Annotated in this window: 26 protein-coding genes; 18 read left to right on the top strand and 8 right to left on the bottom strand. The window is 69.7% G+C overall.

Annotation, left to right across the window (positions count from 1 at the left end; genetic code table 11):
* Positions 1 to 158 precede the first annotated feature (158 nt).
* Both ABD213_RS11725 and ABD213_RS11720 read left to right on the top strand, forming a co-directional pair.
* The gene (locus ABD213_RS11725) at positions 159 to 473 is read left to right on the top strand and encodes an ArsR/SmtB family transcription factor (RefSeq protein WP_344328663.1); all 315 of its coding nucleotides are present in this window, start codon (positions 159 to 161) and stop codon (positions 471 to 473) included.
* A complete protein-coding gene (locus tag ABD213_RS11720; protein ID WP_344328660.1) occupies positions 460 to 783 on the top strand; it encodes a hypothetical protein in 324 nt (107 codons plus the stop codon). The genes ABD213_RS11725 and ABD213_RS11720 overlap by 14 nt, the downstream gene beginning before the upstream one ends.
* A gap of 99 nt (positions 784 to 882) precedes the next feature.
* Here ABD213_RS11720 and rpsN read toward each other — a convergent pair whose 3' ends face one another.
* From rpsN to rpmB, 3 genes are read right to left on the bottom strand one after another with little or no spacing between them, the layout of a single operon-like run.
* Complete coding sequence (gene rpsN / locus ABD213_RS11715; RefSeq protein ID WP_344328658.1) at positions 883 to 1,188, bottom strand: 30S ribosomal protein S14; 306 nt, start codon at positions 1,186 to 1,188, stop codon at positions 883 to 885.
* A 1-nt stretch (position 1,189) separates the two neighbouring features.
* Positions 1,190 to 1,360 (bottom strand): 50S ribosomal protein L33, encoded by a 171-nt coding sequence (gene rpmG, locus ABD213_RS11710; protein WP_344328656.1) that lies wholly within the window; start codon positions 1,358 to 1,360, stop codon positions 1,190 to 1,192.
* Positions 1,360 to 1,596 carry a 50S ribosomal protein L28 gene (gene rpmB / locus ABD213_RS11705; RefSeq protein WP_344328654.1) on the bottom strand — a complete coding sequence of 79 codons (237 nt, stop codon included), beginning with the start codon at positions 1,594 to 1,596 and terminating at the stop codon, positions 1,360 to 1,362. The genes rpmG and rpmB overlap by 1 nt, the downstream gene beginning before the upstream one ends.
* A 59-nt stretch (positions 1,597 to 1,655) precedes the next feature.
* Here rpmB and ABD213_RS11700 point away from each other — a divergent pair, with 59 nt between their 5' ends.
* From ABD213_RS11700 to ykgO, 4 genes are read left to right on the top strand one after another with little or no spacing between them, the layout of a single operon-like run.
* The gene (locus ABD213_RS11700) at positions 1,656 to 1,901 is read left to right on the top strand and encodes a type B 50S ribosomal protein L31 (RefSeq protein WP_344328652.1); all 246 of its coding nucleotides are present in this window, start codon (positions 1,656 to 1,658) and stop codon (positions 1,899 to 1,901) included.
* Positions 1,898 to 2,983, top strand: a complete 1,086-nt coding sequence (locus ABD213_RS11695) for a GTP-binding protein (RefSeq protein ID WP_344328649.1) — start codon at positions 1,898 to 1,900, stop codon at positions 2,981 to 2,983. The genes ABD213_RS11700 and ABD213_RS11695 overlap by 4 nt, the downstream gene beginning before the upstream one ends.
* Positions 2,984 to 2,997: 14 nt before the next feature.
* On the top strand, positions 2,998 to 3,171 hold the full coding sequence (gene rpmF / locus ABD213_RS11690; RefSeq protein WP_344328645.1) for a 50S ribosomal protein L32: 174 nt from the start codon (positions 2,998 to 3,000) through the stop codon (positions 3,169 to 3,171).
* Between the two features lie 22 nt (positions 3,172 to 3,193).
* The gene (ykgO, locus tag ABD213_RS11685) at positions 3,194 to 3,316 is read left to right on the top strand and encodes a type B 50S ribosomal protein L36 (RefSeq protein WP_023645249.1); all 123 of its coding nucleotides are present in this window, start codon (positions 3,194 to 3,196) and stop codon (positions 3,314 to 3,316) included.
* A 19-nt stretch (positions 3,317 to 3,335) separates the two neighbouring features.
* On the opposite strand, the gene ABD213_RS11680 is transcribed toward ykgO, so the two are convergent.
* A complete protein-coding gene (locus ABD213_RS11680; protein ID WP_344328632.1) occupies positions 3,336 to 3,782 on the bottom strand; it encodes a helix-turn-helix domain-containing protein in 447 nt (148 codons plus the stop codon).
* Between the two features lie 158 nt (positions 3,783 to 3,940).
* Between ABD213_RS11680 and ABD213_RS11675 the strand changes: the two genes are divergently transcribed.
* Positions 3,941 to 5,130 (top strand): IS3 family transposase gene (locus ABD213_RS11675; RefSeq protein WP_344328628.1). Its coding sequence is split into 2 segments (ribosomal slippage): positions 3,941 to 4,207 and positions 4,210 to 5,130, totalling 1,188 coding nucleotides; the frame shifts between segments, so codons are not numbered across the junction.
* On the opposite strand, the gene ABD213_RS11670 is transcribed toward ABD213_RS11675, so the two are convergent.
* On the bottom strand, positions 5,106 to 6,863 hold the full coding sequence (locus tag ABD213_RS11670; protein ID WP_344328625.1) for a S8 family peptidase: 1,758 nt from the start codon (positions 6,861 to 6,863) through the stop codon (positions 5,106 to 5,108). The genes ABD213_RS11675 and ABD213_RS11670 overlap by 25 nt on opposite strands.
* 721 nt (positions 6,864 to 7,584) lie before the next feature.
* Positions 7,585 to 8,580: an AAA family ATPase gene (locus tag ABD213_RS11665; protein WP_344328623.1), complete on the bottom strand. Its 996-nt coding sequence runs from the start codon at positions 8,578 to 8,580 to the stop codon at positions 7,585 to 7,587.
* Positions 8,581 to 9,213: 633 nt separating this feature from the next.
* Here ABD213_RS11665 and ABD213_RS11660 point away from each other — a divergent pair.
* Positions 9,214 to 10,650 carry an FAD-dependent oxidoreductase gene (locus tag ABD213_RS11660; RefSeq protein ID WP_344328621.1) on the top strand — a complete coding sequence of 479 codons (1,437 nt, stop codon included), beginning with the start codon at positions 9,214 to 9,216 and terminating at the stop codon, positions 10,648 to 10,650.
* 3 nt (positions 10,651 to 10,653) lie between these two features.
* On the opposite strand, the gene ABD213_RS11655 is transcribed toward ABD213_RS11660, so the two are convergent.
* Entirely contained in the window at positions 10,654 to 11,046 is a 393-nt protein-coding gene (locus ABD213_RS11655) for a DUF302 domain-containing protein (RefSeq protein ID WP_344328616.1), read from the bottom strand.
* Between the two features lie 89 nt (positions 11,047 to 11,135).
* Between ABD213_RS11655 and ABD213_RS11650 the strand changes: the two genes are divergently transcribed.
* Both ABD213_RS11650 and ABD213_RS11645 read left to right on the top strand, forming a co-directional pair.
* Complete coding sequence (locus ABD213_RS11650) at positions 11,136 to 13,292, top strand: MMPL family transporter (RefSeq protein ID WP_344328614.1); 2,157 nt, start codon at positions 11,136 to 11,138, stop codon at positions 13,290 to 13,292.
* A 30-nt stretch (positions 13,293 to 13,322) separates the two neighbouring features.
* Complete coding sequence (locus tag ABD213_RS11645; RefSeq protein WP_344328612.1) at positions 13,323 to 13,526, top strand: YgaP family membrane protein; 204 nt, start codon at positions 13,323 to 13,325, stop codon at positions 13,524 to 13,526.
* Here the strand turns inward: ABD213_RS11645 and ABD213_RS11640 are convergent.
* On the bottom strand, positions 13,519 to 14,670 hold the full coding sequence (locus tag ABD213_RS11640) for a pyridoxal phosphate-dependent aminotransferase (protein ID WP_344328608.1): 1,152 nt from the start codon (positions 14,668 to 14,670) through the stop codon (positions 13,519 to 13,521). The genes ABD213_RS11645 and ABD213_RS11640 overlap by 8 nt on opposite strands.
* Before the next feature lie 116 nt (positions 14,671 to 14,786).
* Between ABD213_RS11640 and ABD213_RS11635 the strand changes: the two genes are divergently transcribed.
* The 8 genes from ABD213_RS11635 to fbaA all read left to right on the top strand — a co-directional run bounded on the left by ABD213_RS11635 (position 14,787) and on the right by fbaA (position 22,742).
* Complete coding sequence (locus ABD213_RS11635; protein ID WP_344328606.1) at positions 14,787 to 16,250, top strand: DUF1800 domain-containing protein; 1,464 nt, start codon at positions 14,787 to 14,789, stop codon at positions 16,248 to 16,250.
* Positions 16,247 to 17,503, top strand: a complete 1,257-nt coding sequence (locus tag ABD213_RS11630) for a DUF1501 domain-containing protein (protein ID WP_344328604.1) — start codon at positions 16,247 to 16,249, stop codon at positions 17,501 to 17,503. The genes ABD213_RS11635 and ABD213_RS11630 overlap by 4 nt, the downstream gene beginning before the upstream one ends.
* 179 nt (positions 17,504 to 17,682) lie before the next feature.
* Positions 17,683 to 18,360, top strand: coding sequence for a sortase domain-containing protein (locus tag ABD213_RS11625; RefSeq protein ID WP_344328602.1), 678 nt, complete (start codon positions 17,683 to 17,685; stop codon positions 18,358 to 18,360).
* Positions 18,360 to 19,001, top strand: coding sequence for an orotate phosphoribosyltransferase (pyrE, locus tag ABD213_RS11620; protein WP_344328598.1), 642 nt, complete (start codon positions 18,360 to 18,362; stop codon positions 18,999 to 19,001). Before ABD213_RS11625 ends, pyrE begins: the two co-directional genes overlap by 1 nt.
* Complete coding sequence (locus ABD213_RS11615; protein WP_344328596.1) at positions 18,998 to 19,624, top strand: TrmH family RNA methyltransferase; 627 nt, start codon at positions 18,998 to 19,000, stop codon at positions 19,622 to 19,624. Before pyrE ends, ABD213_RS11615 begins: the two co-directional genes overlap by 4 nt.
* Positions 19,621 to 20,235 (top strand): hypothetical protein, encoded by a 615-nt coding sequence (locus ABD213_RS11610; protein WP_344328592.1) that lies wholly within the window; start codon positions 19,621 to 19,623, stop codon positions 20,233 to 20,235. The genes ABD213_RS11615 and ABD213_RS11610 overlap by 4 nt, the downstream gene beginning before the upstream one ends.
* A gap of 41 nt (positions 20,236 to 20,276) precedes the next feature.
* Positions 20,277 to 21,656 carry an FAD-dependent oxidoreductase gene (locus ABD213_RS11605; RefSeq protein WP_344328590.1) on the top strand — a complete coding sequence of 460 codons (1,380 nt, stop codon included), beginning with the start codon at positions 20,277 to 20,279 and terminating at the stop codon, positions 21,654 to 21,656.
* A 66-nt stretch (positions 21,657 to 21,722) separates the two neighbouring features.
* Positions 21,723 to 22,742, top strand: a complete 1,020-nt coding sequence (gene fbaA, locus ABD213_RS11600; RefSeq protein ID WP_344328588.1) for a class II fructose-bisphosphate aldolase — start codon at positions 21,723 to 21,725, stop codon at positions 22,740 to 22,742.
* The last annotated feature ends 44 nt before the right edge of the window (positions 22,743 to 22,786 follow it).

Below are 22,786 nucleotides of genomic sequence, written 5' to 3'. Positions count from 1 at the left end.
GCTGCCTCGAGTGCCCCGGGTGCCGCGACCCATCTTGGCAGAGCCGACCGGCGCCGGCGGCGCAGTGCGGGCCCCGGTGTCGGGCGTCCTGTCGACCAGCCCTGGCGGGACCCGTTCCCGAGTTGACATGCGCTCATGCATATATGGCGAACGTCTGCATGAGTGACGGGCCGAGCATCGCCGCTGACTACAGCGACGTGAGCGACATGTTCGGCGCGCTCTCCTCACCAGTCCGGGCTGCCATCGTGCACCGCCTGACCGAGGGGGAGCAGACGGTCGGTCACCTCGTCACCACCTTGGGTCTGTCCCAGCCGTTGATCTCCCAGCACCTGCGGGTGCTGCGGGGCGCGCGGCTGGTCGTCACCGAGCGTCGAGGCCGAGAAGTCGCGTACACCCTGGCGGACGACCACGTCGCCCACGTCTTCCTGGACGCGTTCCACCACACCAAGGAGAACCACGATGACGATCACTGACCACCGCGAGGCCGAGACCCACGCCCACACCCACGGACCCGACTGTGGCCACGAGGCCGTCGTGCACGAGGACCACGTCGACTACATCCATGACGGTCACGCGCACCGCGAGCACGACGGCCACTCCGACGAGTGCGCCACCTGCTCGTGCGCCAACTGTGCGGACACCTGTGCGAAGTGCGACTGCCGCGACTGCAGCTGCCCCACCTGCAACCACCACACCTGCTCCTGCAGCAACTGCGGCGGCGACCCGTGCGTCAACTGCGTCTGCGCCGACTGCTCCTGCGCCACCTGCAACCACGCCGCCTGACCTGCGCCAGCTCCACGCGACGCCCCCGCCGAGACCGGCGGGGGCGTCGGCGTGCTCAGCGAGTGCTGGTGGCTTCCGCCGGCGCCTCGGTCGCTGGGCTCACCAGCTCGACTTGGTGATGCCGGGGAGCTCGCCGGCGTGCGCGGCGTTGCGGAAGCGGATGCGCGAGAGGCCGGCCTTGCCGACGTGACCGCGGGGGCGGCCGTCGACCTGGTCCCTGCGACGCACCCTGGAGGGAGACGAGTCCCGCGGCAGCCGCGCCAGGGCGCGGGAGGCCTCCATGCGCTCGGCCATGGTCAGCGACGTGTCCTTGGACGCCCGACGCAGGGCGTCACGCTGCTCGGCGTAGCGGGCCACGATCTCCTTGCGTCGCTCGTTGGCGACGATCTTGCTCCGCTTGGCCATGTCAGCGCTCCTCCTTGAAGTCGACGTGCCTGCGCAGCACGGGGTCGAACTTGCGCAGGACCGTGCGGTCGGGGTCGTTGCGACGGTTCTTGCGGGTCACGTAGGTGAAGCCGGTCCCGCCCGTCGAGCGGAGCTTGACGATGGGCCGCAGCTCGTTGCCTCGCCTGGCCATCAGAGCCTCCCTCCCCGGGCGCGGATGTCGGCGACGACGGCGTCGATGCCGCGGACGTCGACGGTCTTGATGCCTCGGGCGCTCAGCGTCAGCGTGACGTGGCGGCCGAGGCTGGGGACCCAGTACCGCTTGCGCTGGACGTTGACGTCGAATCGGCGCCTGGTCCGCCGGTGCGAGTGGCTGACGTTGTGGCCGAAGCCGGGCTCGGCCCCGGTGACCTGGCACACGCGTGACATGGAGGTGCTCCTGTGTAGAATGGGAATCGTTCTCAACCCTACATGCAGGAGCTGACGCTGTGAAGAACGGCATCCACCCCGAGTACCGCCCCGTCGTCTTCCGTGACCGCTCCGGAGGCCAGACCTTCCTCACCCGCTCGACGATGACCTCCACCGAGGAGATCGAGTGGGAGGGACGCACCCTGCCCGTGGTCGACGTCGACGTCTCGAGCGCGAGCCACCCCTTCTGGACGGGCCGCGGCCGGGTCGTCGACACCGAGGGCCGCGTCGAGCGCTTCCGTCGCCGGTACGGGAACCAGGCATGAGCCGCACGCCGGTCATCCTCGTCTGCGGCGTCGCCGACGACCCGATGGCGCGGGTCACCATGGGTCTGCAGTGGGACCTGCCCCAGGCCGTGGTGGTCCAGCACCGCATCGACGACGAGCGTCAGGTCCTGACCCGGACCGTCACCGACATCGGGGGCGTCGTCGAGCGCGAGGAGATCGACCTCGAGCACGCGTGCACCAGCTGCGCGATCCGCGAGGACATCGTGCCGAGCATCGAGCGGCTCGCCGCCACCGGACTCTGGGGCTCGGTCGTCGCCCACCTGCCCGTGGGCGCCGAGCCGATCCAGGTCTGCCGGGTGGTGGCTTGGGACCCTTCGCGGGTGCCGCACGTCGAGGTGGCGGCCGTGGTCGCGGCCCTGGATGCTGACGACGCCGTGGACGACCTGCTCGGCGACGACCTGTTCCGCGACCGGGGGATCGGCGCCACGGCCGACGACGGCCGCGGCGTCGCGGAGGTGGCCGCGGCCATGGTCGAGTACGCCGACGTCGTCGCCGTCCTCGGCCAGGCCGACGGCCCGGAGCACGCGCTGGTGCGCACCATCGCCCGTCCCGGCGTCGACGTCGTCGACGACGCCTCGGCCCTGGACACGGCGCGCCTGGCGCGGGGCGTCCACACGCACGGCGCGACCGAGCAGTGGGTCTCGGAGGTCCGTCGCGGGGACCTCCCCGGGCCCGAGCACGACGAGTCGGAGGTGTGGCGACTCGACCTGTCCTCGGACCGGCCGTTCCACCCGGGCCGGCTCCACGAGAACATCGAGCTCCTCGGTGGGGGACCACGCCGCTCCCGGGGCTGCTTCTGGCTGGCCAGCCGTCCCTCGGCCCTCTGCGTCTGGGACGGTGCCGGTGGCCAGCTCAGCATCGGCACGGACCGGCAGTGGGGCGCGGCCCGGCCCCTGACCCGGATCGTGGTCGTCGGCATCGACGACGGTCGCGACGAGATCGTCGAGACCTTCGAGCACTGCCTGCTCTCCGACCAGGAGATGGCCGGTCGCGGCCCCTTCTGGGAGGTCGGCGAGGACGGTCTCGAGCCCTGGCTGGGCGAGATCCGCCGAGCCGCCTGACCGAAGGAGAAGACATGGCCGTCCCGAAGCGCAAGCTGTCCCGCAGCAACACCCGCCACCGCAGGTCGGCCTGGAAGGCCACCGCGGTCGACCTGGTCCCCGTCACCGTCGACGGACGGACCCACCGGGTCCCACGTCGACTCGTCCGCGCGGTGCAGCGCGGACTCATCGACCCCACCGCACGATGACCCACTCCCGGAGGAGACACCCATGAAGGTCCGCAACTCGCTGCGCTCGCTGAAGAACCAGCCCGGCTCCCAGGTGGTGCGCCGCCGCGGCCGCACCTACGTCATCAACAAGCAGAACCCACGCCTCAAGGCACGCCAGGGGTGATCCCGGCCGCCTGGTCGGCTCAGGCCAGGGCGATGGTCGCGTCGCGCACGAAGTCAGGGTCGGTCAGCAGGTCGCCGTACACCTCGCGGAGCTGCCCGACGCGGTAGCGGACGGTCTGCGGATGCACGAAGAGCACCTCGGCGATGTCCTCCCGGCGCCCCTGGTGGAGCAACCAGGCCCGCCAGGTGTCGGTCAGCTTCTCGCGGGACGCGGGGGTGAGGTCCTGCAAGGGCGCGAGCACCCGAGCGCGCAGGTCACCCACCGCGTCCGGGTCCGCGCTGACCGCGAGGGTGGCGAGGTGGGCGTCGGTGTCGCCGGACAGGCCGAGCAGGTGAGCCTCTCGCGCGCGGCGGAAGGAGGCGTCGGCTCGGACCCAAGGGCGCGCCGGCCCCACCACGGCCTCGACGTCGGCGAGCGACCGGATCAGCGCGCGCCGCTCGCGCCCCGTCCCGGCGGGGGAGCTCAACTCTGGGCGGGCTGAAGAAACCTGACTCAGGGGTGGACGTGGGAGCGGCGATCCGTGGCCTGAGGTGTCAACACCGACATCTCAGGAGGAGGGGACTGCCCCCAGTTAGGTAGACACCTGACCTCTGAGGTTTCGACCTCAGGCGGAAGGATGTCCCCGTGGCAAAGCCCTACCCCAAGGAGTTCCGCGACGACGTCGTGGCCGTGGCCCGCAAGGGCCAGGCACCGCTGTCCCAGATCGCGAAGGACTTCGGCATTTCCGAAGGCTCGCTGACGAACTGGATGAAGCAGGCCGACATCGAGGACGGCAAGCGCCCCGGCCTGAGCGAGGACGAGCGCAAGCAACTGCGCGAAGCGAACAAGCGGATCCGGCTCCTGGAGCAGGAGAACGAGGTCCTGCGCCGTGCGGCCGCCTACCTGTCCCAGGCGAACCTTCCGGGAAAATAGTCTTCCCGCTCGTCCGAGAGATGGCCGCGACCGGCGCCCACATCAGGGTGCCGGTCGCGGTGACGTTGCGGGTCCTCGGCCTGTCCAGGGCCGGGTACTACAAGTGGCTCAACGACCCCGTATCCCAGCGCGACTGGGACGACGCCCACCTGCTCAACCTGATCCACGAGATCCACGCCGACGACGCCACTCTCGGGTACAGGTTCATCACCGACGAGCTCGACCTCGAGCACGGCATCAGCGTCGGGGAGAACCGCGTGCACCGGCTGTGTCGCATCGCCGGCATCCACGCCTCCCATCACAAGAAGCGCTCCAAGCCGGGCTCCACTGGCCCCGCGCCCCACGACGACCTCCTCGCCGTCGTCGATGAGCACGGCGTGGTGCGCCACGAGTTCGTCGCCGACGCAGCCAACAAGGTCTGGCTCTGGGACATCTCGGAGCACCCCACGAGAGAAGGGAAGCTGTACATCTGCGCGATCAAGGACGTGTGGTCGAACAAGATCGTGGGCTACTCCATCGACACCCGGATGAAGTCGTCGCTGGCGCGGGCAGCGATGCGCAACGCGATCGCGCTTCGCAGCCCCGTCGGCACGATCTGTCATTCGGATAGAGGCGGTCAGTTTCGTGCCAAGCGCACCCAGCGGCTGCTGGCGAACAACGGCCTGGTGGGCTCGATGGGCCGCTCCTACGGAGCCGGGGACAACGCCAGCATGGAGAGCTTCTTCGCGCTGTTGCAGAAGAACGTCCTCAACACGAAGCGCTGGGACACCCGCGAGGAACTCCGCCTCGCGATGGTCACCTGGATCGAGACCAAGTACAACCGGCGCCGTCGCCAACGCGCCCTCGGCAAGCTCACCCCGGTCGAGTTTGAGATGATCTACGCGGCCGCAGACGCGGCCTGATTACTGCAAACCCCGAGTGTCAACCAGACCGGGGGCAGTCCCATCACTAGTGCGTATCGAACCGTCTGATCGACGCGGGCCTTGGCCGCATTGTTCTTCCACCAGCCACCGACCGGAAAGACTGCGAGCTTCCCCGAGCGCGTAAGCTCGATGCCGGAGGCTCGCCAGACGTCCTGGTGTAGTGAACCGAGGTTGCGCTGGTTGGCACCCACTAGCCACCTGACCTGTCCACCCCCGGGGCGTCCGCCCGCCTCTTCCGTTCGAGCGTCGTGGTTGACCCGTTGTACAAACTGCGATTCGGTTTCCAACGGATCTTGAACCTCGAAGCGCAGGTGATGGGAAGTGTAGCTGTAGCGCCGGCGCCATCCTCGCCGCGACGCTGTCGGTTCAATAAAGTACGAGAGTGTGACTCGAAGATCCACCTGGGCGTCTCCTAGGTCTTGGAGAACCTCTGTCGGCCAGGGCAAGTCGTGTAGACGGAAGGCGGGGGCCTTGAACTCGTCGCCCTCGAACGGAATGAACTCGTCTTGAACGACCAGGGTCACTGCCTGATCCGTCGAGTAGAGCACCCGGTCCTCGGTCGGAACTCCCCAGCCGTATCGACGCAGCATCGCTTGCTGGTCCCTCTTGCCGGACTTGCCCGCTTTGGTTACGGCAGCCTTCATAACCGGAGTCCACTCTGCTCCGTGCACCACAAGCGCGCGGATGGTCTCAGGCCAGTACTCCGGGTAGGTGGCCATCGCCAGCGCAGCGAGACGCGCAGCTTGAGCAGTGGCCGCACTGGTGGCGTGCGCCGAAGCAAGCGCGAGATCGTTGGCATGCCCGGTAGTTGGCGTGGATAGCACCGGCAATCCTGGTTCGAACAGCGAAGCCCCGTCGTGAAGGACATTGCCACCCTCCATCACGATGTCCGGCTTAATTGGCCATGGCTTGATCCCGAACAGCAATGAAGTGCGGCTGTACGGGGAAAGTTCGCCGTCCTCGGCGACCACGTCCCACCCCGTGTAAGCCGGGTCCATCGGCGGATCGGTGAGTTCGGTATGTGCACCGACTGTCAGTGCATTCCAAGCCTGTCCAGGATCCAGGACCGCTGAAAGATCCGACTGGGCAAGGTGATCAGCGACGCTCTGGTCTGTGTTTCCGGCCGAGACCACCAGCAATCGTGCGCGTTCGGGATCCGGCGCGGAGAGTAGTTCAAGTTCGTCGCCGCTCCGGACAACCTCGGCCCCCACCGCGAGCGCATCGACTGTTGCTGACCAGAGGGTTGGTTGGCCCGGCACGTCGACGGTGTCGGACTTGGCGCTGACAGGCATGCAGAACACACGGCCCCGGTTGGAGACGGTCTCAGGTATCGCGACCGCTTGAGCAGTAACGTCGCCGTAGGCGATCGGGGCGTGCTGCGGTTCACCGTTCTGAGGGATGATTCTCACGGATTCCAGGCGATGCCGCAGCACCACGGGAGCGGAACCTGCCAGATGTCCCTCAAGGTCGCCGAACAAGGCGATTCCGGCCATCTTGGTGCCGTGGCCTTCGTGATCGAAGCCGCTAACTCCGAGCACGGTGTGCAGATCTTGCTCGGCCAGCGATTCGCCCAGCAGGACATGCGTGCGCGCCACACCGGTGTCGAGATGGCAAACGGCCGGCACAGTCTCTTGGGCCGGTTCAATACGCTCACGGAGATCGGCGAGGTACTCCTGCTGCTCGTCCAACGTCAGGTCCTCGATCGTGTCCACGAACTCAGGGCGACGGATCTCCGCTACTGGGACGGCCGTGAACGGGAGAGGTTCGAGCTGAGACCAGGTGGCTTGAACCCACGTCACGTTACGGTCCAGGAGGCGCAAGACCCGCGGCGAAACAACAAACTCTGCAAGCCGCGCGTAGCGGCGTAGAAGGTCCGGACCGTCTGCCGTAGGCCGAAGCCAAACTTCCCACCAACGAATCCCGGTCAGTGGGGGCTGTCCGTCGGACTGCCACAGGTCAGCGAGAACGCTCTGTCGGATCCGGGCGATGTTCGCCACCAGTTCGTTGTTCCTGGGGTTCCCAGAAGAACTAGATTGATTCAGATAGTCCTCGAAAAGCTTCAGGAACTGGGTCCGGTACTCGTCGCTAACCCAGACCATCGCACGCTCCGGTAGGTCCTGGTCAGGCTGCGCTGAAAGTACTGAGAGAAGAAGCCACTTTGAACGCTTTGGCGTCTTGCGGTGTGCAGACGTGCGTTCCAGACGTTCGATCGCCAGCGGATACTCGGCGCCGGTTCCTTCGAGAGTGATTACGGTCCCGAGAGCGCGAAGCTCTTCCTCGGTCAGAAGCTCGACTCGTGCCTGATCGCCGGCGTCCAGTGCCGTCCGAGTCTCAGCGAGACGTCCTCCACCGTGCCCGGCGCGGCTCTCGACATGTCGGATCTTGGGATCGCCTCCGCCGCGGCGCCGAAACTCCTCGTCGGTGGATCTGTTCTCAACCAGGAGATGGCTCAGATGTTAACGGGGTCCAGCCAAGGCTGCCCGCCTTTCGCGCCTCTAGCGAAATCCTCAGATCCTCGACGGTGATCCGAATGCTTCCATTCAGGATCACAGTCTTCGCAGCCGACTCAGCCGCCCGCACGAGATCGGCATGCGACAGACCTTCCATCGCCGGTGCGAGGCTCGGCCACCGCACCCCCTTCGCCAGTCTGCCTAGGCGTCCGCGCATCACAGCGGCCCCTTGCTTGGGATCTGGGAGTGCATAGTCCAGCACCATGTCGAAACGCCGGAACAACGCTCGGTCCAAGATCTGGCGGTGGTTGGTCGCAGCGATGATCAAACTCTCGCTCCTGTTGTTCTCCAAAAACACCAAGAACGAGTTCAGGATTCGGCGAGCTTCACCGACGTCGTTGCCTGTGCGGTCTCCACCGAGAGCGTCGAACTCATCGAAAAGATAGACCGCGCGCTGCTGCTCGGCCGCGTCAAAGATGACCCTCAGTTTGCTCGCCGTCTCCCCCATGAACTTGCTCATCAAGCTGTCCAGACGGATCGTCAGCAAGGGCATCGAAAGCTCATGGGCGAGCACCGCCGCGGTCATCGTCTTGCCGGTTCCTGGTGGGCCTTCGAACAGGAGGCGGTGCGCCGGCTCGAAGCCATGATCCAGAAGATTCTTGCGCTGGCGTTGCTCAGTCAGGACTCGTTCGACAAGAGACCTCAGCCCTGGCGGAAGCACGAGTTCCTTCAGCGTTACGTCAGGATGTGTCGCGATAACCAGATCTGCCAAATCGCCGCGCGGCTGCGCGATCGAAGTCACCCCACGCCCGGACGTACGGGAGGACTCGACAGCCGACTTCAGGTCGGCCGCGATCTTGTGGTGTCCCTTACGCGCCTCTTGAGCCGCCACCTGCATCGCGACGGAGTAGAAGGCGGAATCGTCACCAGCAGCATGGCTGCGGACGAGCGCCTTGAAATGCTCAGCACTTCCCGCCACAACACACCTCCCGCCGCATCTGACCCGTTCGTGCAGTCTAGAGGGCACCGCCACCGGAATAGACCGAACAGGGCCACCAAAGACGGTCACCGAACCGCGAGGTTGGTCTTTTCCAACTCGCACCCATCGCTCCAGCGTCAATGATGGGCTCCCTCTCAGGGTCCTCGTGACGTCGAAGAGGTGATTGCTGCGTTCCGCCACCTACATGACGCGAAGTCGCGCACGAGGGGTACGACTTCTGAGTGTGGATGCGCGTCACTTGATGCGGGCGGCAGAGCAGTAGTGTCGCTCCATCTCAGTGCGTCTATGCGTCGCGATTGATGCGAGCGACCAACTGCCTTGGATGGCCTGGGTGAGCGTGACCAGTTGTCGGCGGTGCGCTCGTGGCGGGGTCGATGGCGTGCTCACGGAGGTCCGGCTCTGTGTGCCCCTGGCGTGTCCCGAGCATGGAGACGGAGGGAATCTGGGGTACGAGTGCAACTGATATGACGGGAAATCGAGGGTTTCGCGACTACTCGTAATGAAAAGGTCGTCGGTTCGATTCCGACAGGCGGCTCCACCGCGTCCCATCGCCTCGCATGACGACGCCCCCACCGGGTACGTCCCGCGTCGACCCCGACGCGAGGAGCAGCCATGGTGCGGAGCACCTTCTGGGACCGATCGACCGAGCCGCTGGTACCGCCGGCACCGACCAGCGAGTCCTACGACGACGTCGTCGTAGGCGCCGGGGCGGTGGGACTCGCCGTCGCGACCGCTCTCGCCCAGCGGGGTCGGTCCGTGCTCGTCGTCGAGGCGCACGAGGCGGTCGGGCACGGCACCACCGCCCGCTCCACCGGCAAGCTGGCCCTGCTGCAGGGCACCCGACTGTCCACCATCGCGAAGGACGCCGGCCTCGATGCGGCGGGCGACTACCTCGCCATGTGCCGGGAGGCGCTCGAGTGGGTGCGTCCCGTCCTCGCGCGGCACGACGTCGCCACGACGCGACGGACGTCAGCGAGCTGGGGTGAGGACCTCGGCGACGTCGACGCGACCCGCGACGAGGACTCCGCCGCCCGAGCGCTCGGGCTCGCCACCCGCTGGCAGCGCTCCGCTCCCGACGGACTCCCCGGCCACGGCGCGGTGTTGCTCGACGACGAGCTGCAGGTCGACCCCCTCGCCTACACCGTCGCCCTCGCTCACGAGGCCATGGCCGTCGGCGTCGACATCTCCGTCGGTCGTCGCGTCACGAAGGCCGTCGGCCACCCGCAGGCCGTCGTGCACTGCGACGACGGCTCGGCCGTCACCGGCTCGCAGGTCGTGCTCGCCACCGGCATCCCGGTCCTCGACCGCAGCCTCGCCTTCGCCACCACCAAGCCCGTCCGCTCCTACGCCCTCGCGTTCGCGAGCCCCGGAGCGGAGCTGACGATGTCGGTCTCCGTCGGCCAGGCGTCCATCTCCGTGCGCGACGCGGCCGGGTCGGGCTCGACCACGAGCGAGGCCGTCGTGGTCGGCGGGCTGTCCCATCCCGTCGCCCGCGGCGGCTCCGAGGCCCGGCGGATCGAGACCCTGCGCCGCTGGACCCGCGACCACCTGCCCGGAGCCGGGGAGGAGCTCGACGCCTGGTCGGCGCAGGACTACACGACGCCCGACGACCGACCCCTCGTCGGACGACTGCCCGGCGCGACGCCCGTCCACGCCGTCACCGGGTTCGGCAAGTGGGGACTGCTCGCCGGGGTCGGAGCGGCCCGCCGGCTCGCCGACGCGATCGTGGCCGGCGACGACGTCGGCCGCTTCCCGCCCTCTCGCCTCGCCGGCCCCAAGCGTGCTGCGACGATCACCGCGTGGAACGGCGAGGTCGGCGCCGCGATGGTCGCCGGCTGGCTGGGCGCGGCGCGCCAGGGCCGCCGGCCCCGCGCGACCTCCACCGTCGACGGGTGCACCCGCACCGTCAGCGGGGTCTGCCCGCACCTCGGCGGCGTCGTCCGGTGGAACGACGCCGAGCAGACGTGGGACTGCCCCCTGCACGCGTCGCGGTTCGCTCCCGACGGTCGGGTGCTCGAGGGACCGAGCACGTCGCCCCTCGAGGGCTGAGGGTCAGAGGGCGCCGACAGCGGCCTCGAGTCGGACCCGGGCGTCGGCAGCGACGTCGCGGAGAACCTGCGGGGCGTCCTCCATCATCGAGATCATCACGGCCGGGTCGAAGGCCTCGACGACACGATGGTCCCCGGCGTCGCGCACGACGACGTTGCACGGCAGCAGTGCCGCGATCGACGGATCGGCCTGCACTGCCTCGTGCGCCAGCTGGGGCCGGCACGCCCCCAGCACGACGTGGTCCGCCGTATCGGCGTCGAGCTTGGCCTTGAACGTGGCGCGCAGGTCGATCTCGGTGAGCACGCCGAAGCCCTGCGCGCCCAGCATCTCCTTGACGCGTGCCGTCGCCTCGGCGAAGGGAAGGTCGGTCCGCGTGGTCATCGTGTACTCCGTCATGACACCATCGTAACCCCCCGGGGGGATCTGTGCTAGCGTCGCCACGTCATCCCCCCGGGGGGTTCTTTTCGTGAGCAAGAGAGACCGTCATGGCCACCACCACCCGCGCCGTCCCACCGACACCCGACGCCCCCTCGAGCACCGGGCCGCTCGGCCGACTCGGCCTCTGGGTCGTCCGCAACGCCCGCACCGTCACCATCGTCTGGCTGCTGCTGGTGGTCGGGCTCGGGATCTTCGCGCCGAAGGTCGAGCACCACCTCTCCGGCGCCGGGTGGCAGGCCGACGGCTCCGACTCCGTCGCCACCCGCGAGCTCGCCCAGGAGCACTTCGACGGGAACGCCTCCTCGGCCATCCAGGTCGTCGTGCACTCGGAGTCCGGGCCCGTGACCGAGGGCACCGGGGCCACCGTCCTCGAGGAGGTCCAGGCACTGCTCTCGACCGAGGACCGGATCGCCGACATCGTCGCCCCCCAGCCGGGCGCGACGCTCTCCCCGGACGGCCGCACCGCCGTGGTCCTCGCCGGCGCCGGCGTCGACACCAACGAGATGGTGCGCGTCGCCAGCGACATCAAGGGCCCCCTCCAGGACCTCTCCCGCGACGGCGTCCAGGTCAATCCGACCGGGTCGTCCCTGCTCTGGTCCGACTTCAACCAGGCCAATCTCGAGGCGATGCTGACCTCGGAGATGCTCGCCTTCCCCGTCACCATGGCGATCCTCGTGCTCGCCTTCGGCGCACTCGTCGCCGCCGGTCTGCCCCTCATGCTCACCATCGCCGGGCTGGTCGCATCGGCCGGCTCGCTCGTGCTCATCAACGAGCTCGTGCCGGTCTCCATCTGGGCGATGAACTTCGCCCTCATGTTCTCCCTCGCGCTCGGCATCGACTACGCCCTGCTGATCGTGGTGCGCTATCGAGCCGCCCGCATGGGTGCGAAGCTCAGCGCCGAACGGGCCATCGCCCAGACGATGGACACCGCCGGCAAGGCCGTGCTCCTGTCCGGCATCACCGTCCTGGTGTCGCTGTCGGCGGTGATGATCGTCCCGTCACCATCGTTCCGGTCGATGGCCGGAGGCATCATGCTGTCCGTCCTCTTCGTCCTCGGCGCCACCCTCACCCTCCTGCCACTCGTCCTGCACAAGCTCGACCACCGCATCAACCGCTTCGCCCTGCCGTGGGCGAGCAGCGGCGAGCACCGCTCCGCGCGCTTCGCCGCCTGGGGCGAGCGTCTCTGGCGACGGCCCCTCGTCTTCGGCGCGATGTCGCTCGTCGTCCTCGTCGCCCTCGCAGCACCCGTGCTCGGTCTCAAGACGGCGATGCCGTCGATCAAGGTCCTGCCCGAGGACGCGTCGGCCCGCGTCGGGTACGACCTCGTCCAGGACGCCTTCGGTGACGGCGCCCCGGGCACGCTCCAGGTGGTCGTCGACGCCGACCAGGCGCAGGCCGCGACCTCCGTCCTCGACGCCGACCCCGGCATCGCCGGAGCCATGCCCGCCCAACCTGCGGCCGACGAGAGCGGCCTCGCCCTCGTGCAGGCCGTCCCCACCGTCGATCCGTCCGACCCCGCGCTCGCCGAGACCGTCGACCGCCTGCGTGCCGACCTCCCGGACTCCGCCGTCGTCGGTGGCGCAGCCGTGGAGAACCTCGATCTCGAGGACCAGCTCGACGAGTCGACGCCATGGGTCATCGCCATCGTCCTGGGCCTTGGCTTCCTGCTGCTCCTCGTCGCCCTGCAAGCGCCTCTCATCTCCCTGCTGGGGACGTTGGTCAGCCTGCTGTCGACTGCTGCAGCCTTCGGCGTCGCCCGCCTCATCTTCCAGGAGGGGTGGGGCGCCGGCCTGCTCGGCTTCGAGAGCCAGGGCTTCCTCGACGCCTGGGCACCGGTGTTCTTCTTCGCGATGATCTTCGCCATCGCGATGGACTACACCGTCTTCCTGCTCGCCTCCGCCAAGGAGCACTACGAACGATCCGGCGACCCGAAGGACGCGATGGTGGGCTCCCTCGCCCACACCGGCCGCGTCATCTTCGCCGCAGCGGCGGTCATGGTGGCGGTGTTCTTCACCTTCGCGCTGTCCGGACCGCTCCCACCCAAGGAGATGGGCATCGTGCTCGGCGTCGCCGTGCTCCTCGACGCCTTCCTCGTCCGCCTGGTGCTGCTGCCGGTGCTGCTGCGCCTCAGCGGACACGCCGCCTGGCACGTGCCGACCTGGCTGCAGCGTGTGCTGCCCAAGGTCACCTTCGCCCACGGCTGAGCCGTCCAGCCCTACCCCAGGAGACCCCTCGTGACCGTCGATCGACTCGTCCTCGCCCTGGCCGGCAATCTCGTGCTGGTCGGCACCGTCCTCGCCGTCCTCGTCTCGCCCTGGTGGCTGCTGCTCACCGGTTTCGTCGGGGCCAACCTGCTGCAGTCCAGCATCACGGGCTGGTGCCCGGCAGCGATGGTCCTCGGCCGGTTCGGCGCGAAGCGGGGCTGCGCGTTCAGCTGAGGACCGACAACCGCCACAGCGCCTCGTCGATCACCTCGGGGCGCTTGCAGAACGCCCACCGGACGAGGGGGCGGCCCGCCTCGACGTCGTCGTAGAAGGCCTGGTGCGGGACCGCCACGACACCCGCGCGCTCCGGCAGCGACCGGCAGAACTCGAGCCCGTCGTCGAAGCCGAGCGGACGGATGTCGGTGGTCGCGAAGTACGTCCCGTCGGGCACGAACACGTCGAACCCGATCTCCGCGAGGCCGGTGCACAGCTGGTCGCGGCGGGCCCGCATCCCCGCGGAGAACTCGGCGAAGAAGTCGTCGCCCAGCATCAACGCCTCCGCGATCGCCGGCTGCAGCGGAGCCCCCGAGGTGAAGGTCATGAACTGCTTGGCCTTGAGCAGCGACTCGATCAGCGGCGCGGGCCCGCACGCCCATCCGACCTTCCAGCCGGTGAACGAGAACGTCTTGCCGCCGCTGGAGACCGTGAGGGTGCGCTCGGCCATGCCCGGCAACGTCGCGATCGGCACGTGCGGGACGTCGAACGTCAGGTGCTCGTACACCTCGTCGCTCACGACGACGAGGTCGTGCTCGCGGGCCACCTGCGCGACCGCCTCGAGCTCCTCGGCCCTCAGCACCGCGCCCGTCGGGTTGTGCGGGCTGTTCAGGACGATCGTCGTGGTGCGCGGGCCCACCGCGGCCCGCAGCTCGTCGACCGGCAGACGGAAGTCGGGTGCCCTCAGCGTCACCGGGCGCCGGACACCGCCGACCATCTGGATCACCGCGACGTAGGAGTCGTAGTACGGCTCGAGCACGATCACCTCGTCGCCGGCCTCGACGAACGCGAGCATGGCCGCCGCGATCGCCTCCGTCGCGCCGGTGGTCACCGCGACCTCCGTCTCCGGGTCCAGCTCCATGCCGTAGAAGCGGTGCTGGTGCGCGGCGATCGCCCGGCGCAGCTCCGGCACCCCGGCTCCGGGGGCGTACTGGTTGCGTCCCGAGCGCAGCGCGTGGACGGCTGCCTCGAGCACCTCGTGCGGTCCGTCGGTGTCGGGGAACCCCTGGCCCAGGTTCACCGCGCCGGTGCGCTGCGCGAGGGCGCTCATCTGCGCGAAGATCGTCGTGCCCAGACCGTCCAGACGTGCCGTGCTCGTCCTCATCGTCACGACTGTACGCGGGGAATCTCCGCGAACACGTGGCGCACCGCGTCGGACGGGCGCATGATGTCTGCACCGAGACTGCCGGGAGACGGTCTCGCCGTGAGCAGGGGGAACTCATGAGCGGACGCCTGTCTGCTGCCGTCAAGCCGAAGCCGCTGAGCGCTCGGAACCATCACGACGTCAGTCGCTTCACCTTCGGTGTCGACGCCGCCGTCATCAAGGACGTGCGCACGCGCGGGTCCAGCAACGCCTGGTTCGACGCCCAGCTGCGCCACACCGCGATCAAGGACAGCGCCGCCGGCGCCGTCGCGTCCTGGTTCCCGCGGCTGTCCCACAGCCCCGGCCAGGCATGGGCGGAGGTCACGGCCGGCCGGGCGAGCGGCTGGGACTACGGCATGGACTTCACGTCGTACACGCTGGCGCGACGCATCCTGTCCATGCGACAGGTGCACGAGGTGATGAGCGACTTCTGGTCGAACCTGCTCTACATCCCCGCCTGCGAGGACCGGTCGTTCCCGTGGCGGTACTCCTACGACCAGGCGATCCGCAAGAACGCGCTGACCAGCTACGGGGCGCTCCTGCGCGAGGCGGTCGTCCACCCAGCCATGTCCGGGTGGCTCACCAACCACGAGAACACCAAGCGCGGCGTCAACGAGAACCTCGGACGCGAGCTCCTGGAGCTGTTCACCGTCGGGCGCGGTGCCGGGTACACCGAGGCCGACGTGCTGAACGCCTCCCGACTGCTCACCGGGTTCCGCGTCCGGATCTTCGACGGCTACGACGCCAGCTACTCCCCGGGCGACCACTGGACCGGTCCGGTCTCGGTCCTCGGCTTCCGGCACGCCAACAGCGACCCGGACGGACGGGCGGCGCTCTCCGCGCTGCTGACCTACCTCTCCACCCATCCGGCGACCGCCGAGCGGGTCGCCCGCAGGCTGTGCCGACGCTTCGTGCGCGACGAGCCGCCCGGCGCGATCGTCAAGGCCGTCGCCACGGCGTACTCGCGATCCGGCGGCGACGTGAAGGCCAGTCTGAAGGCCCTGCGCGCCCATCCGGAGTACTACGCGTCCCGGCGGTCCAAGCTGCGCACCCCCGTCGAGGACGCCGTGAACGTCGCCCGGCTGCTCGGGATGCGCCCGACCGGTCGCGGCGACGACAACGGCTTCGTGCGTCAGCTGGTGTGGATGTCGGAGTCCATGGGCCAGCAGCCGTTCCGCTGGCCGCGGCCGGACGGGTTCCCCGAGACGTCGGAGGTGTACGCCTCCCCGGCCCGCATGCTGCGCTCGTGGGAGCTGCACTACGCCCTGCCCGGCAACTGGTGGAAGTCCACCGCGATGACCCGCCCGAAGCAGGCCTCGACCCTGCCCACACAGTGGCCGCGGCGACTCGACGAGATCGTCGAGCACCAGTCGCGGATGCTCCTCGGCCGATCCGCCGACCCCGAGGCGGTGCGGGCCATCAGCCGCGTCCTCGAACGCCCGGCCTCGGCCCGCTGGCGGCGGGCCTCCGAGGTCGACCCGTGGCACCTCATCGTGATCCGCGGGACCCTGCTGAACACACCCCACGGGATGCTGCGATGAACGAGACCGAGCCCTGCGGCTGCCCCGACTACTCGATGACCCGCCGCTCGCTGCTGCGTGCCGCGGGCCTGGCCTCCATGGCCGGCGTCGTCACCTCGATGACCGGGGGCGCCCTGACCTCCACGGTCTTCGGATCCACCAACGCGAACGTGCTCGTCGTCCTGTCGCTGCGTGGAGGCGCCGACGGCCTCTCGATGGTCGTCCCGCACGCCGAGCCCGCCTACCACGCCGCGCGGCCCTCCACGGCGATCAAGGCCACCCAGGTGCTGCACCGCGACGACACCTTCGGCCTGCACCCGGCGTTCGCGCCGCTCAGTCCCTGGTGGGAGCGCGGCGAGCTCGCCGCCGCCCACGCCGTCGGTCTCCCCGCACCGAACCGGAGCCACTTCGAGGCGATGGAGATCGTGGAGGACGCCGACCCCGGCAGCCCCGAGCGGATCGGCTGGATCAACCGGATGATCGCGGGCCTGGCCGGGCAGGCCGACGTGATGCGCGGCCTGCAGCTCGGGAACACGACGATGCCGACCTCCCTGCTGGGTCCGGCCCCCGCGCTGGCGACCGGACGCCTGGACGACCTGACGATGCCGATGCACGAGAACCCCCGCATCACGGGCGTCCTCGAGGACACCTGGCGCCGCCAGTACGGCGGGCGCAAGGACGTGCTCGGACGCGCGGCTGGCGAGGCCCTGGCGCTGTCCAAGCGTTCGGCCGCCATCAGCAGCGCGATCGAGCGCAAGCCCGCCAACGGTGCCGCCTACGCCCGCTACTCCGAGGCCGGAGCGGCCCTCGCGCACGGCGCGGCGCTCATCAAGGCGGCCGTCGGCGTCCGCGCGCTGGCCGTCGACGCCGGCGGGTGGGACCACCACGCCGGCCTGCGCTGGAACGTCGAGGACACGATCGGCAAGCTCGCGACCGACCTCGCGGCGTTCTTCACCGACCTCGGGTCGCACGCGTCCCGCGTCACCGTCATCACGCTGAGCGAGTTCGGTCGACGTCTGCAGGAGAACGGTTCCGCCGGCGTCGACCACGGGTACGGCAACTGCGTCCTGCTCATGGGCGCGGGCGTGCGAGGCGGCCAGTACTACGGACGCTGGCCGGGGCTCGGGCGGGCCCAGCAGGTCGACGGCGACCTGGCCGTCACCACCGACTACCGCAGCCTGCTGGGCGAGGTCCTCGCCGCCCGGTTCCCGGAGATCGACCTCTCGCGGGTCTTCCCCGGGGTGACGCGCGAGCCTCTCGGGGTCATGCGCTGATCCGCCGTCGAGTCCCGGGACCGGCCCCGGACATGAGTCACCCCGCCGGTCTCGGGGGGTGAACCGGCGGGGTGATGTCTCCAGTCTAGGACAGCGGTGGCGGCGGGCAAGCGCTTTCAGCAAAATCTCAAGAGAATCGTCCGCGACAGCGCTTCGAACCCCATGAGACGATGGGATCGATGACTACCGACGTGACCGACCAGGCGCCGCGACGCCGCGCGCAGAAGCGCCGGCGCAACCCGATCGTCACCGTGCTGGGCCTCTCGCTCATGCTCGGCGGTCTCGGGATCCTCGGCTGGGGTGCGTGGCAGTACTGGGGCACCAACGTCGTGGCCAAGCAGGAGCACAGCCAGATCCTGCAGGCCCTCGACGAGGACTGGGGCCAGGGTCTGGACTCCGACGCCATCGGCGTCCTGCGCGTCGAGCGCTGGGGCGACGACTACGAGGTCCCGATCGTCAAGGGGTTCGAGGACGAGGACCTCGCCCGCGGCGTCGGCTGGTACGAGGAGGGCGCCCTGCCCGGGGAGATCGGCAACTTCGCCATCGCCGGGCACCGCGTCACCCACGGTGAGCCGTTCCGCGACTTCCTGGAGCTGCGCGCGGGCGACCTCGTCGAGGTGGAGACCCGCACCCACGTCTACACCTACGAGCTCGAGAACGACGGCGACTCCCTCACCCTCGACTTCACCGTCGGGTGGCCGCTGCAGCCCGTCCCCGACCCGGACCTGCGCGGCGAGCAGCCCACCGAGGCACGCCTGACGATGCTGACGTGCTCGGAGCTCTTCCACACCCGCAACCGCAACGTCGTCTTCGGCGACCTCGTCGACACCGTGGACAAGCGAGAAGCCACCGCCTGATGCACGACTACCAGCACGAGTTCATCGAGCTGGCCCTGGACCACGAGGTGCTGAGGTTCGGCGACTTCACCCTCAAGTCCGGGCGCCGGTCGCCGTACTTCTTCAACGCCGGCAACATCCGCACCGGAGCGGGCCTCGCGGGGCTCGGCCGCTTCTACGCCCAGGCCGTGCTCGCCGCGGACCTCGACGTCGACGTCCTGCTCGGTCCCGCGTACAAGGGCATCCCCCTGGCCGCGGCCACCGCCGTCCAGCTGGCCGAGCACCACGACCGCGACCTCCCGTGGTGCTTCAACCGCAAGGAGGCGAAGGACCACGGCGAGGGCGGGATGATCGTCGGAGCGCCGCTGCAGGGTCGCGTCGTGGTCATCGACGACGTCATCACCTCCGGCAAGGCGATCCGCGAGGTCCTTCCCCTGATCGACGACGCCGGGGCGAGCCTCGCCGGCATCGTCGTGGCCGTCGACCGGCAGGAGCGCGGCACCGGCGACCTCTCGGCCATCGCCGAGGTCGAGCGCGACACCGGCGCCCGCGTCCACGCCATCGTCACCCTCGACGACGTCATCGAGCACCTCGATGCCACCGGACGCTTCGCCGAGCACCTGCCGGCCGTCCGCGCCTACCGCGCCGAGCACGGCGTGTGAGCGAGCCGGTCGGCTCCCGCGCCGGCGTCGGGGTCGGGCCGTGGGAGGGGCCCTGGCCCGACGACCCTCGCTACGACCCCGAGCTGCTCGAGCACGGCGACCGCCGCAACGTCGTCGACGCCTACCGCTACTGGAGCGTCGAGGCGATCCTCGCCGACCTCGACACCCGCCGGCACGGCTTCCACGTCGCCATCGAGAACTGGGAGCACGACTTCAACATCGGATCGGTGGTGCGCACGGCCAACGCCTTCAACGCGGCCGCGGTGCACGTCGTCGGCCGTCGCCGCTGGAACCGTCGCGGTGCGATGGTCACCGACCGCTACCTGCACGTGCGCCACCACGAGGACGTCGCCGCGCTGACCGACTGGGCCCGTGACGAAGGCCTGCCGCTGCTCGGCATCGACAACCTGCCCGGCGCCGAACCCCTGGAGACCGCCGAGCTGCCCGCCGCGTGCGTCCTCGTCCTCGGCCAGGAGGGCCCGGGACTCTCCGACGCCGCCCGGGCGGCGTGCCGCACCACGCTGTCCATCGCCCAGTTCGGCTCGACCCGGTCCATCAACGCCGGAGCGGCCGCCGCCATCGCCATGCACGCATGGGTGCGCCGACACGCCGAGCTCGCATGAGCAGAGCCCCTCGCCCCCGCCCAGCCCTCGTGAGGCTGGTCCCCCGCGCGACCGCTCCCGCCGACCTGCCGGCCGGCACGAGCCGAACCTTCTCCGACGACCTCGTCGCCGTCCTCGTCGACGACACCGGACATCCCCTCGACGACGACGCCGTCGAGCGGCTGGGAGGGCCGCGGGCCGCCCGCACGACGGCTCTGCAGGCCCTCGGGCAGGTCGTCGCCGACCTCGAGGTGCACCACCTCGGCAACGAGGAGGTCGGGGTCACGCTCCTCACGTCGGACTCGCCCCTGACCGCCGCCACTGCGCTCGTCCTGCCCGCGATCCTCGCCCACGCCGAGCTCGGAGCCGCCCCCGACGGCGTCTTCGTCGCCACTCCCACCCCCACCGAGCTGCTCGTCCACCCCCTGCGCGACACCCGCTCGGTCGCGAGCCTGCAGGTGCTCACCCAGATGACGCACGCCGGCTTCCAGCAGTCCGACGATCCGCTCAGTCCCCACGTGCACTGGTGGGACGGGACGACGACCACGCAGCTGACCAGCATCGATGCCGAGCGGACCCGTCTGCACGTCGGACCCGAGCTCCAGGCCGTGCTCGAGCGCCTCTGCTCCTGAGCCGACCTGCGTCCCGGACGGCGCCGTCCTACGCTCTGCCCATGGCTCCACGCGTGCTCGTCATCGGCGGTGACGCCGCGGGGATGACCGCCGCGTCCGCCGTCAACCGTCTCGTCGACGACGTCGAGGTCGTCGTGCTCGAGCGCGGCACCTACACGTCCTACTCCGCCTGCGGCATCCCGTTCTGGATCGGCGGCGAGATCGACTCGTGCGACGACCTCGTGGCACGCACCCCCGAGCAGCACCGCGAGCGCGGCATCGACGTCCGCCTGGAGAGCACCGCCACCGGCGTCGACGTCGACGCCCGGACCGTCACGTACACCGACGCCGCCGGCGAGCACACCCTCGCGTGGGACCGGCTCGTGGTGGGCACCGGCGCCGCATCCGTGCGACCCGACCTGCCCGGCATCGACGCCACCGGCATCCACACCATCAAGGACATCGACGACGGCCACGCCGTCCTCGACGCGCTCGACGGCGACGTCCGCCGCGCCGTCGTCGTCGGCAGCGGCTACATCGGCATGGAGATGGCCGAGGCGTTCGCCGGTCGCGGTCTTCGCACCACCGTGATCGAGCGCGAGAGCACGCCGCTGCCGATCGTCGAGGACCACATCGGCGAGGTCATCGCCGAGGCCATGGGCCGCTTCGGCGTCGAGCTCGTCACCGAGGCGGAGGTGACCGGTTTCGGCACGAGCGACGGACGGGTGACGTCCGTGCAGACCGCCGAGGGCGAGCACGAGGCCGACATCGTCGTCGTCGCGTTCGGCGTGACCCCCCGATCGAGCCTGCTGCCCGACGCGCAGAAGGGGATGAAGGACGGCTTCGTCACCGACGACCAGCAGCGCCTCACCGGTCTCGACGACGTGTGGTCCGCCGGCGACTGCGTCGTCACGCTCGACCGCCTCACCGGCGACCTCGTGCATGTCCCGCTCGGCACGCACGCGAACAAGCAGGGTCTCGTCGCCGGGGAGTCGATCGCCGCCTCGCTGGGCGCCACCTGGTCCGGGCGGACCTTCCCCGGCATCGTCCAGACGGCGATCACCAAGTTCTGCGACCTCGAGATCGCCCGCACCGGGCTCGGCGAGCAGCAGGCCCGCGACGCCGGGTTCGACCCCGTCGTCACCACGATCGAGACCACGACGCGCGCCGGCTACTACCCCGGTACGGAGTCCATGCACGGCCTCGGCATCGCCGACCGCAGCACCCGCCGTCTCCTTGGCGTGCAGGTCGCCGGTGGCGCCGGTTCCGGCCTGCGCATCGACGCCGCCGCGATGGCCCTGTGGAACGGGCTCACCGTCGACGAGCTCGTCATGACCGACCTGTCGTACGCGCCACCGTTCTCCAGCGTGTGGAGCCCCATCCAGGTCGTCGCACGGGCCCTGACCAAGGAGCTCGCCGCCGGCACCGGCCGACCCGCGTGAGGCCGGGCGGCCACGAGCGGCGATAGGCTGGCCGGACCGCCGCACGACCGTCCACGAGGAGAGCCCATGCCCGTCGCCACCCCCGAGGTCTACGCCGAGATGCTCGACAAGGCCAAGCGCGAGTCGTTCGCGTTCCCGGCCATCAACGTCTCCTCCTCCCAGACCCTGAACGCCGCACTCGCCGGCTTCGCCGAGGCCGAGTCCGACGGCATCATCCAGGTCTCCACCGGCGGCGCCGACTACTTCTCCGGGCCCACCGTCAAGAACATGGTCTCCGGCTCCCTCGGATTCGCCGCCTTCGCGCAGGAGGTCGCCAAGAAGTACCCGGTCAACGTCGCGCTGCACACCGACCACTGCCCCAAGGACAAGCTCGACGGGTTCGTCCGGCCCCTCATCGCCGCGTCCACCGAGCGCGTGCAGGCCGGCGGCCTGCCCTACTTCCAGTCGCACATGTGGGACGGCTCGGCCGTGCCGCTGGAGGAGAACCTGCAGATCGCCGAGGAGCTGCTCGCGCTGTCCGCCGCCGCGAAGATCATCCTCGAGGTCGAGATCGGCGTCGTCGGCGGCGAGGAGGACGGCGTCGAGGCCGAGATCAACGACAAGCTCTACACGACCCCCGAGGACGCCCTCGCCACCGTCCGCGCCCTCGGCCTCGGCGAGAAGGGCCGCTACCTCACCGCTCTGACGTTCGGCAACGTCCACGGCGTCTACAAGCCCGGCAACGTGAAGCTGCGCCCCGAGGTCCTCAAGGCCGCTCAGGACGCCGTCGAGGCGGAGTTCGGCACGGCGAACGCGTTCGACTTCGTCTTCCACGGCGGCTCCGGCTCCCTGCCCGAGGAGATCTCCGCGGCCGTCGACTACGGCGTCGTCAAGATGAACGTCGACACCGACACCCAGTACGCGTTCACCCGCCCCGTCGCCGGCCACATGTTCGACAACTACGACGGCGTCCTGAAGGTCGACGGCGAGGTCGGCAACAAGAAGGCCTACGATCCGCGCGCCTGGGGCAAGGCCGCCGAGGCCGGCATGGCATCCCGCGTCGTGGAGGCCTGCCAGAACCTGCGCTCGGCCGGCACCCGCCTCTGACGGATGCCCGATTCCCAGGAGGACCTGGGAATCCGACATCGGGC

The organism is Aeromicrobium halocynthiae (assembly GCF_039531385.1).
Classification (GTDB): Bacteria; Actinomycetota; Actinomycetes; order Propionibacteriales; family Nocardioidaceae; genus Aeromicrobium; species Aeromicrobium halocynthiae.
Note: the sequence above shows the minus strand (reverse complement) of the source record. Positions and strands in the feature narration are given on the sequence as shown.

Bases quoted from the DNA above. Each gene is read 5' to 3' on its own strand.
- rpmB (WP_344328654.1), bottom strand. From the start codon at position 1,596: ATGTCACGCGTGTGCCAGGTCACCGGGGCCGAGCCCGGCTTCGGCCAC.
- ABD213_RS11655 (WP_344328616.1), bottom strand. From the start codon at position 11,046: ATGACGGAGTACACGATGACCACGCGGACCGACCTTCCCTTCGCCGAG.
- ABD213_RS11660 (WP_344328621.1), top strand. From the start codon at position 9,214: ATGGTGCGGAGCACCTTCTGGGACCGATCGACCGAGCCGCTGGTACCG.
- rpsN (WP_344328658.1), bottom strand. From the start codon at position 1,188: ATGGCCAAGCGGAGCAAGATCGTCGCCAACGAGCGACGCAAGGAGATC.
- ABD213_RS11630 (WP_344328604.1), top strand. From the start codon at position 16,247: ATGAACGAGACCGAGCCCTGCGGCTGCCCCGACTACTCGATGACCCGC.
- rpmG (WP_344328656.1), bottom strand. From the start codon at position 1,360: ATGGCCAGGCGAGGCAACGAGCTGCGGCCCATCGTCAAGCTCCGCTCG.
- rpmF (WP_344328645.1), top strand. From the start codon at position 2,998: ATGGCCGTCCCGAAGCGCAAGCTGTCCCGCAGCAACACCCGCCACCGC.
- pyrE (WP_344328598.1), top strand. From the start codon at position 18,360: ATGCACGACTACCAGCACGAGTTCATCGAGCTGGCCCTGGACCACGAG.
- ABD213_RS11610 (WP_344328592.1), top strand. From the start codon at position 19,621: ATGAGCAGAGCCCCTCGCCCCCGCCCAGCCCTCGTGAGGCTGGTCCCC.
- ABD213_RS11625 (WP_344328602.1), top strand. From the start codon at position 17,683: ATGACTACCGACGTGACCGACCAGGCGCCGCGACGCCGCGCGCAGAAG.
- fbaA (WP_344328588.1), top strand. From the start codon at position 21,723: ATGCCCGTCGCCACCCCCGAGGTCTACGCCGAGATGCTCGACAAGGCC.
- ABD213_RS11725 (WP_344328663.1), top strand. From the start codon at position 159: ATGAGTGACGGGCCGAGCATCGCCGCTGACTACAGCGACGTGAGCGAC.
- ABD213_RS11605 (WP_344328590.1), top strand. From the start codon at position 20,277: ATGGCTCCACGCGTGCTCGTCATCGGCGGTGACGCCGCGGGGATGACC.
- ABD213_RS11650 (WP_344328614.1), top strand. From the start codon at position 11,136: ATGGCCACCACCACCCGCGCCGTCCCACCGACACCCGACGCCCCCTCG.
- ABD213_RS11720 (WP_344328660.1), top strand. From the start codon at position 460: ATGACGATCACTGACCACCGCGAGGCCGAGACCCACGCCCACACCCAC.
- ABD213_RS11695 (WP_344328649.1), top strand. From the start codon at position 1,898: ATGAGCCGCACGCCGGTCATCCTCGTCTGCGGCGTCGCCGACGACCCG.
- ykgO (WP_023645249.1), top strand. From the start codon at position 3,194: ATGAAGGTCCGCAACTCGCTGCGCTCGCTGAAGAACCAGCCCGGCTCC.
- ABD213_RS11635 (WP_344328606.1), top strand. From the start codon at position 14,787: ATGAGCGGACGCCTGTCTGCTGCCGTCAAGCCGAAGCCGCTGAGCGCT.
- ABD213_RS11640 (WP_344328608.1), bottom strand. From the start codon at position 14,670: ATGAGGACGAGCACGGCACGTCTGGACGGTCTGGGCACGACGATCTTC.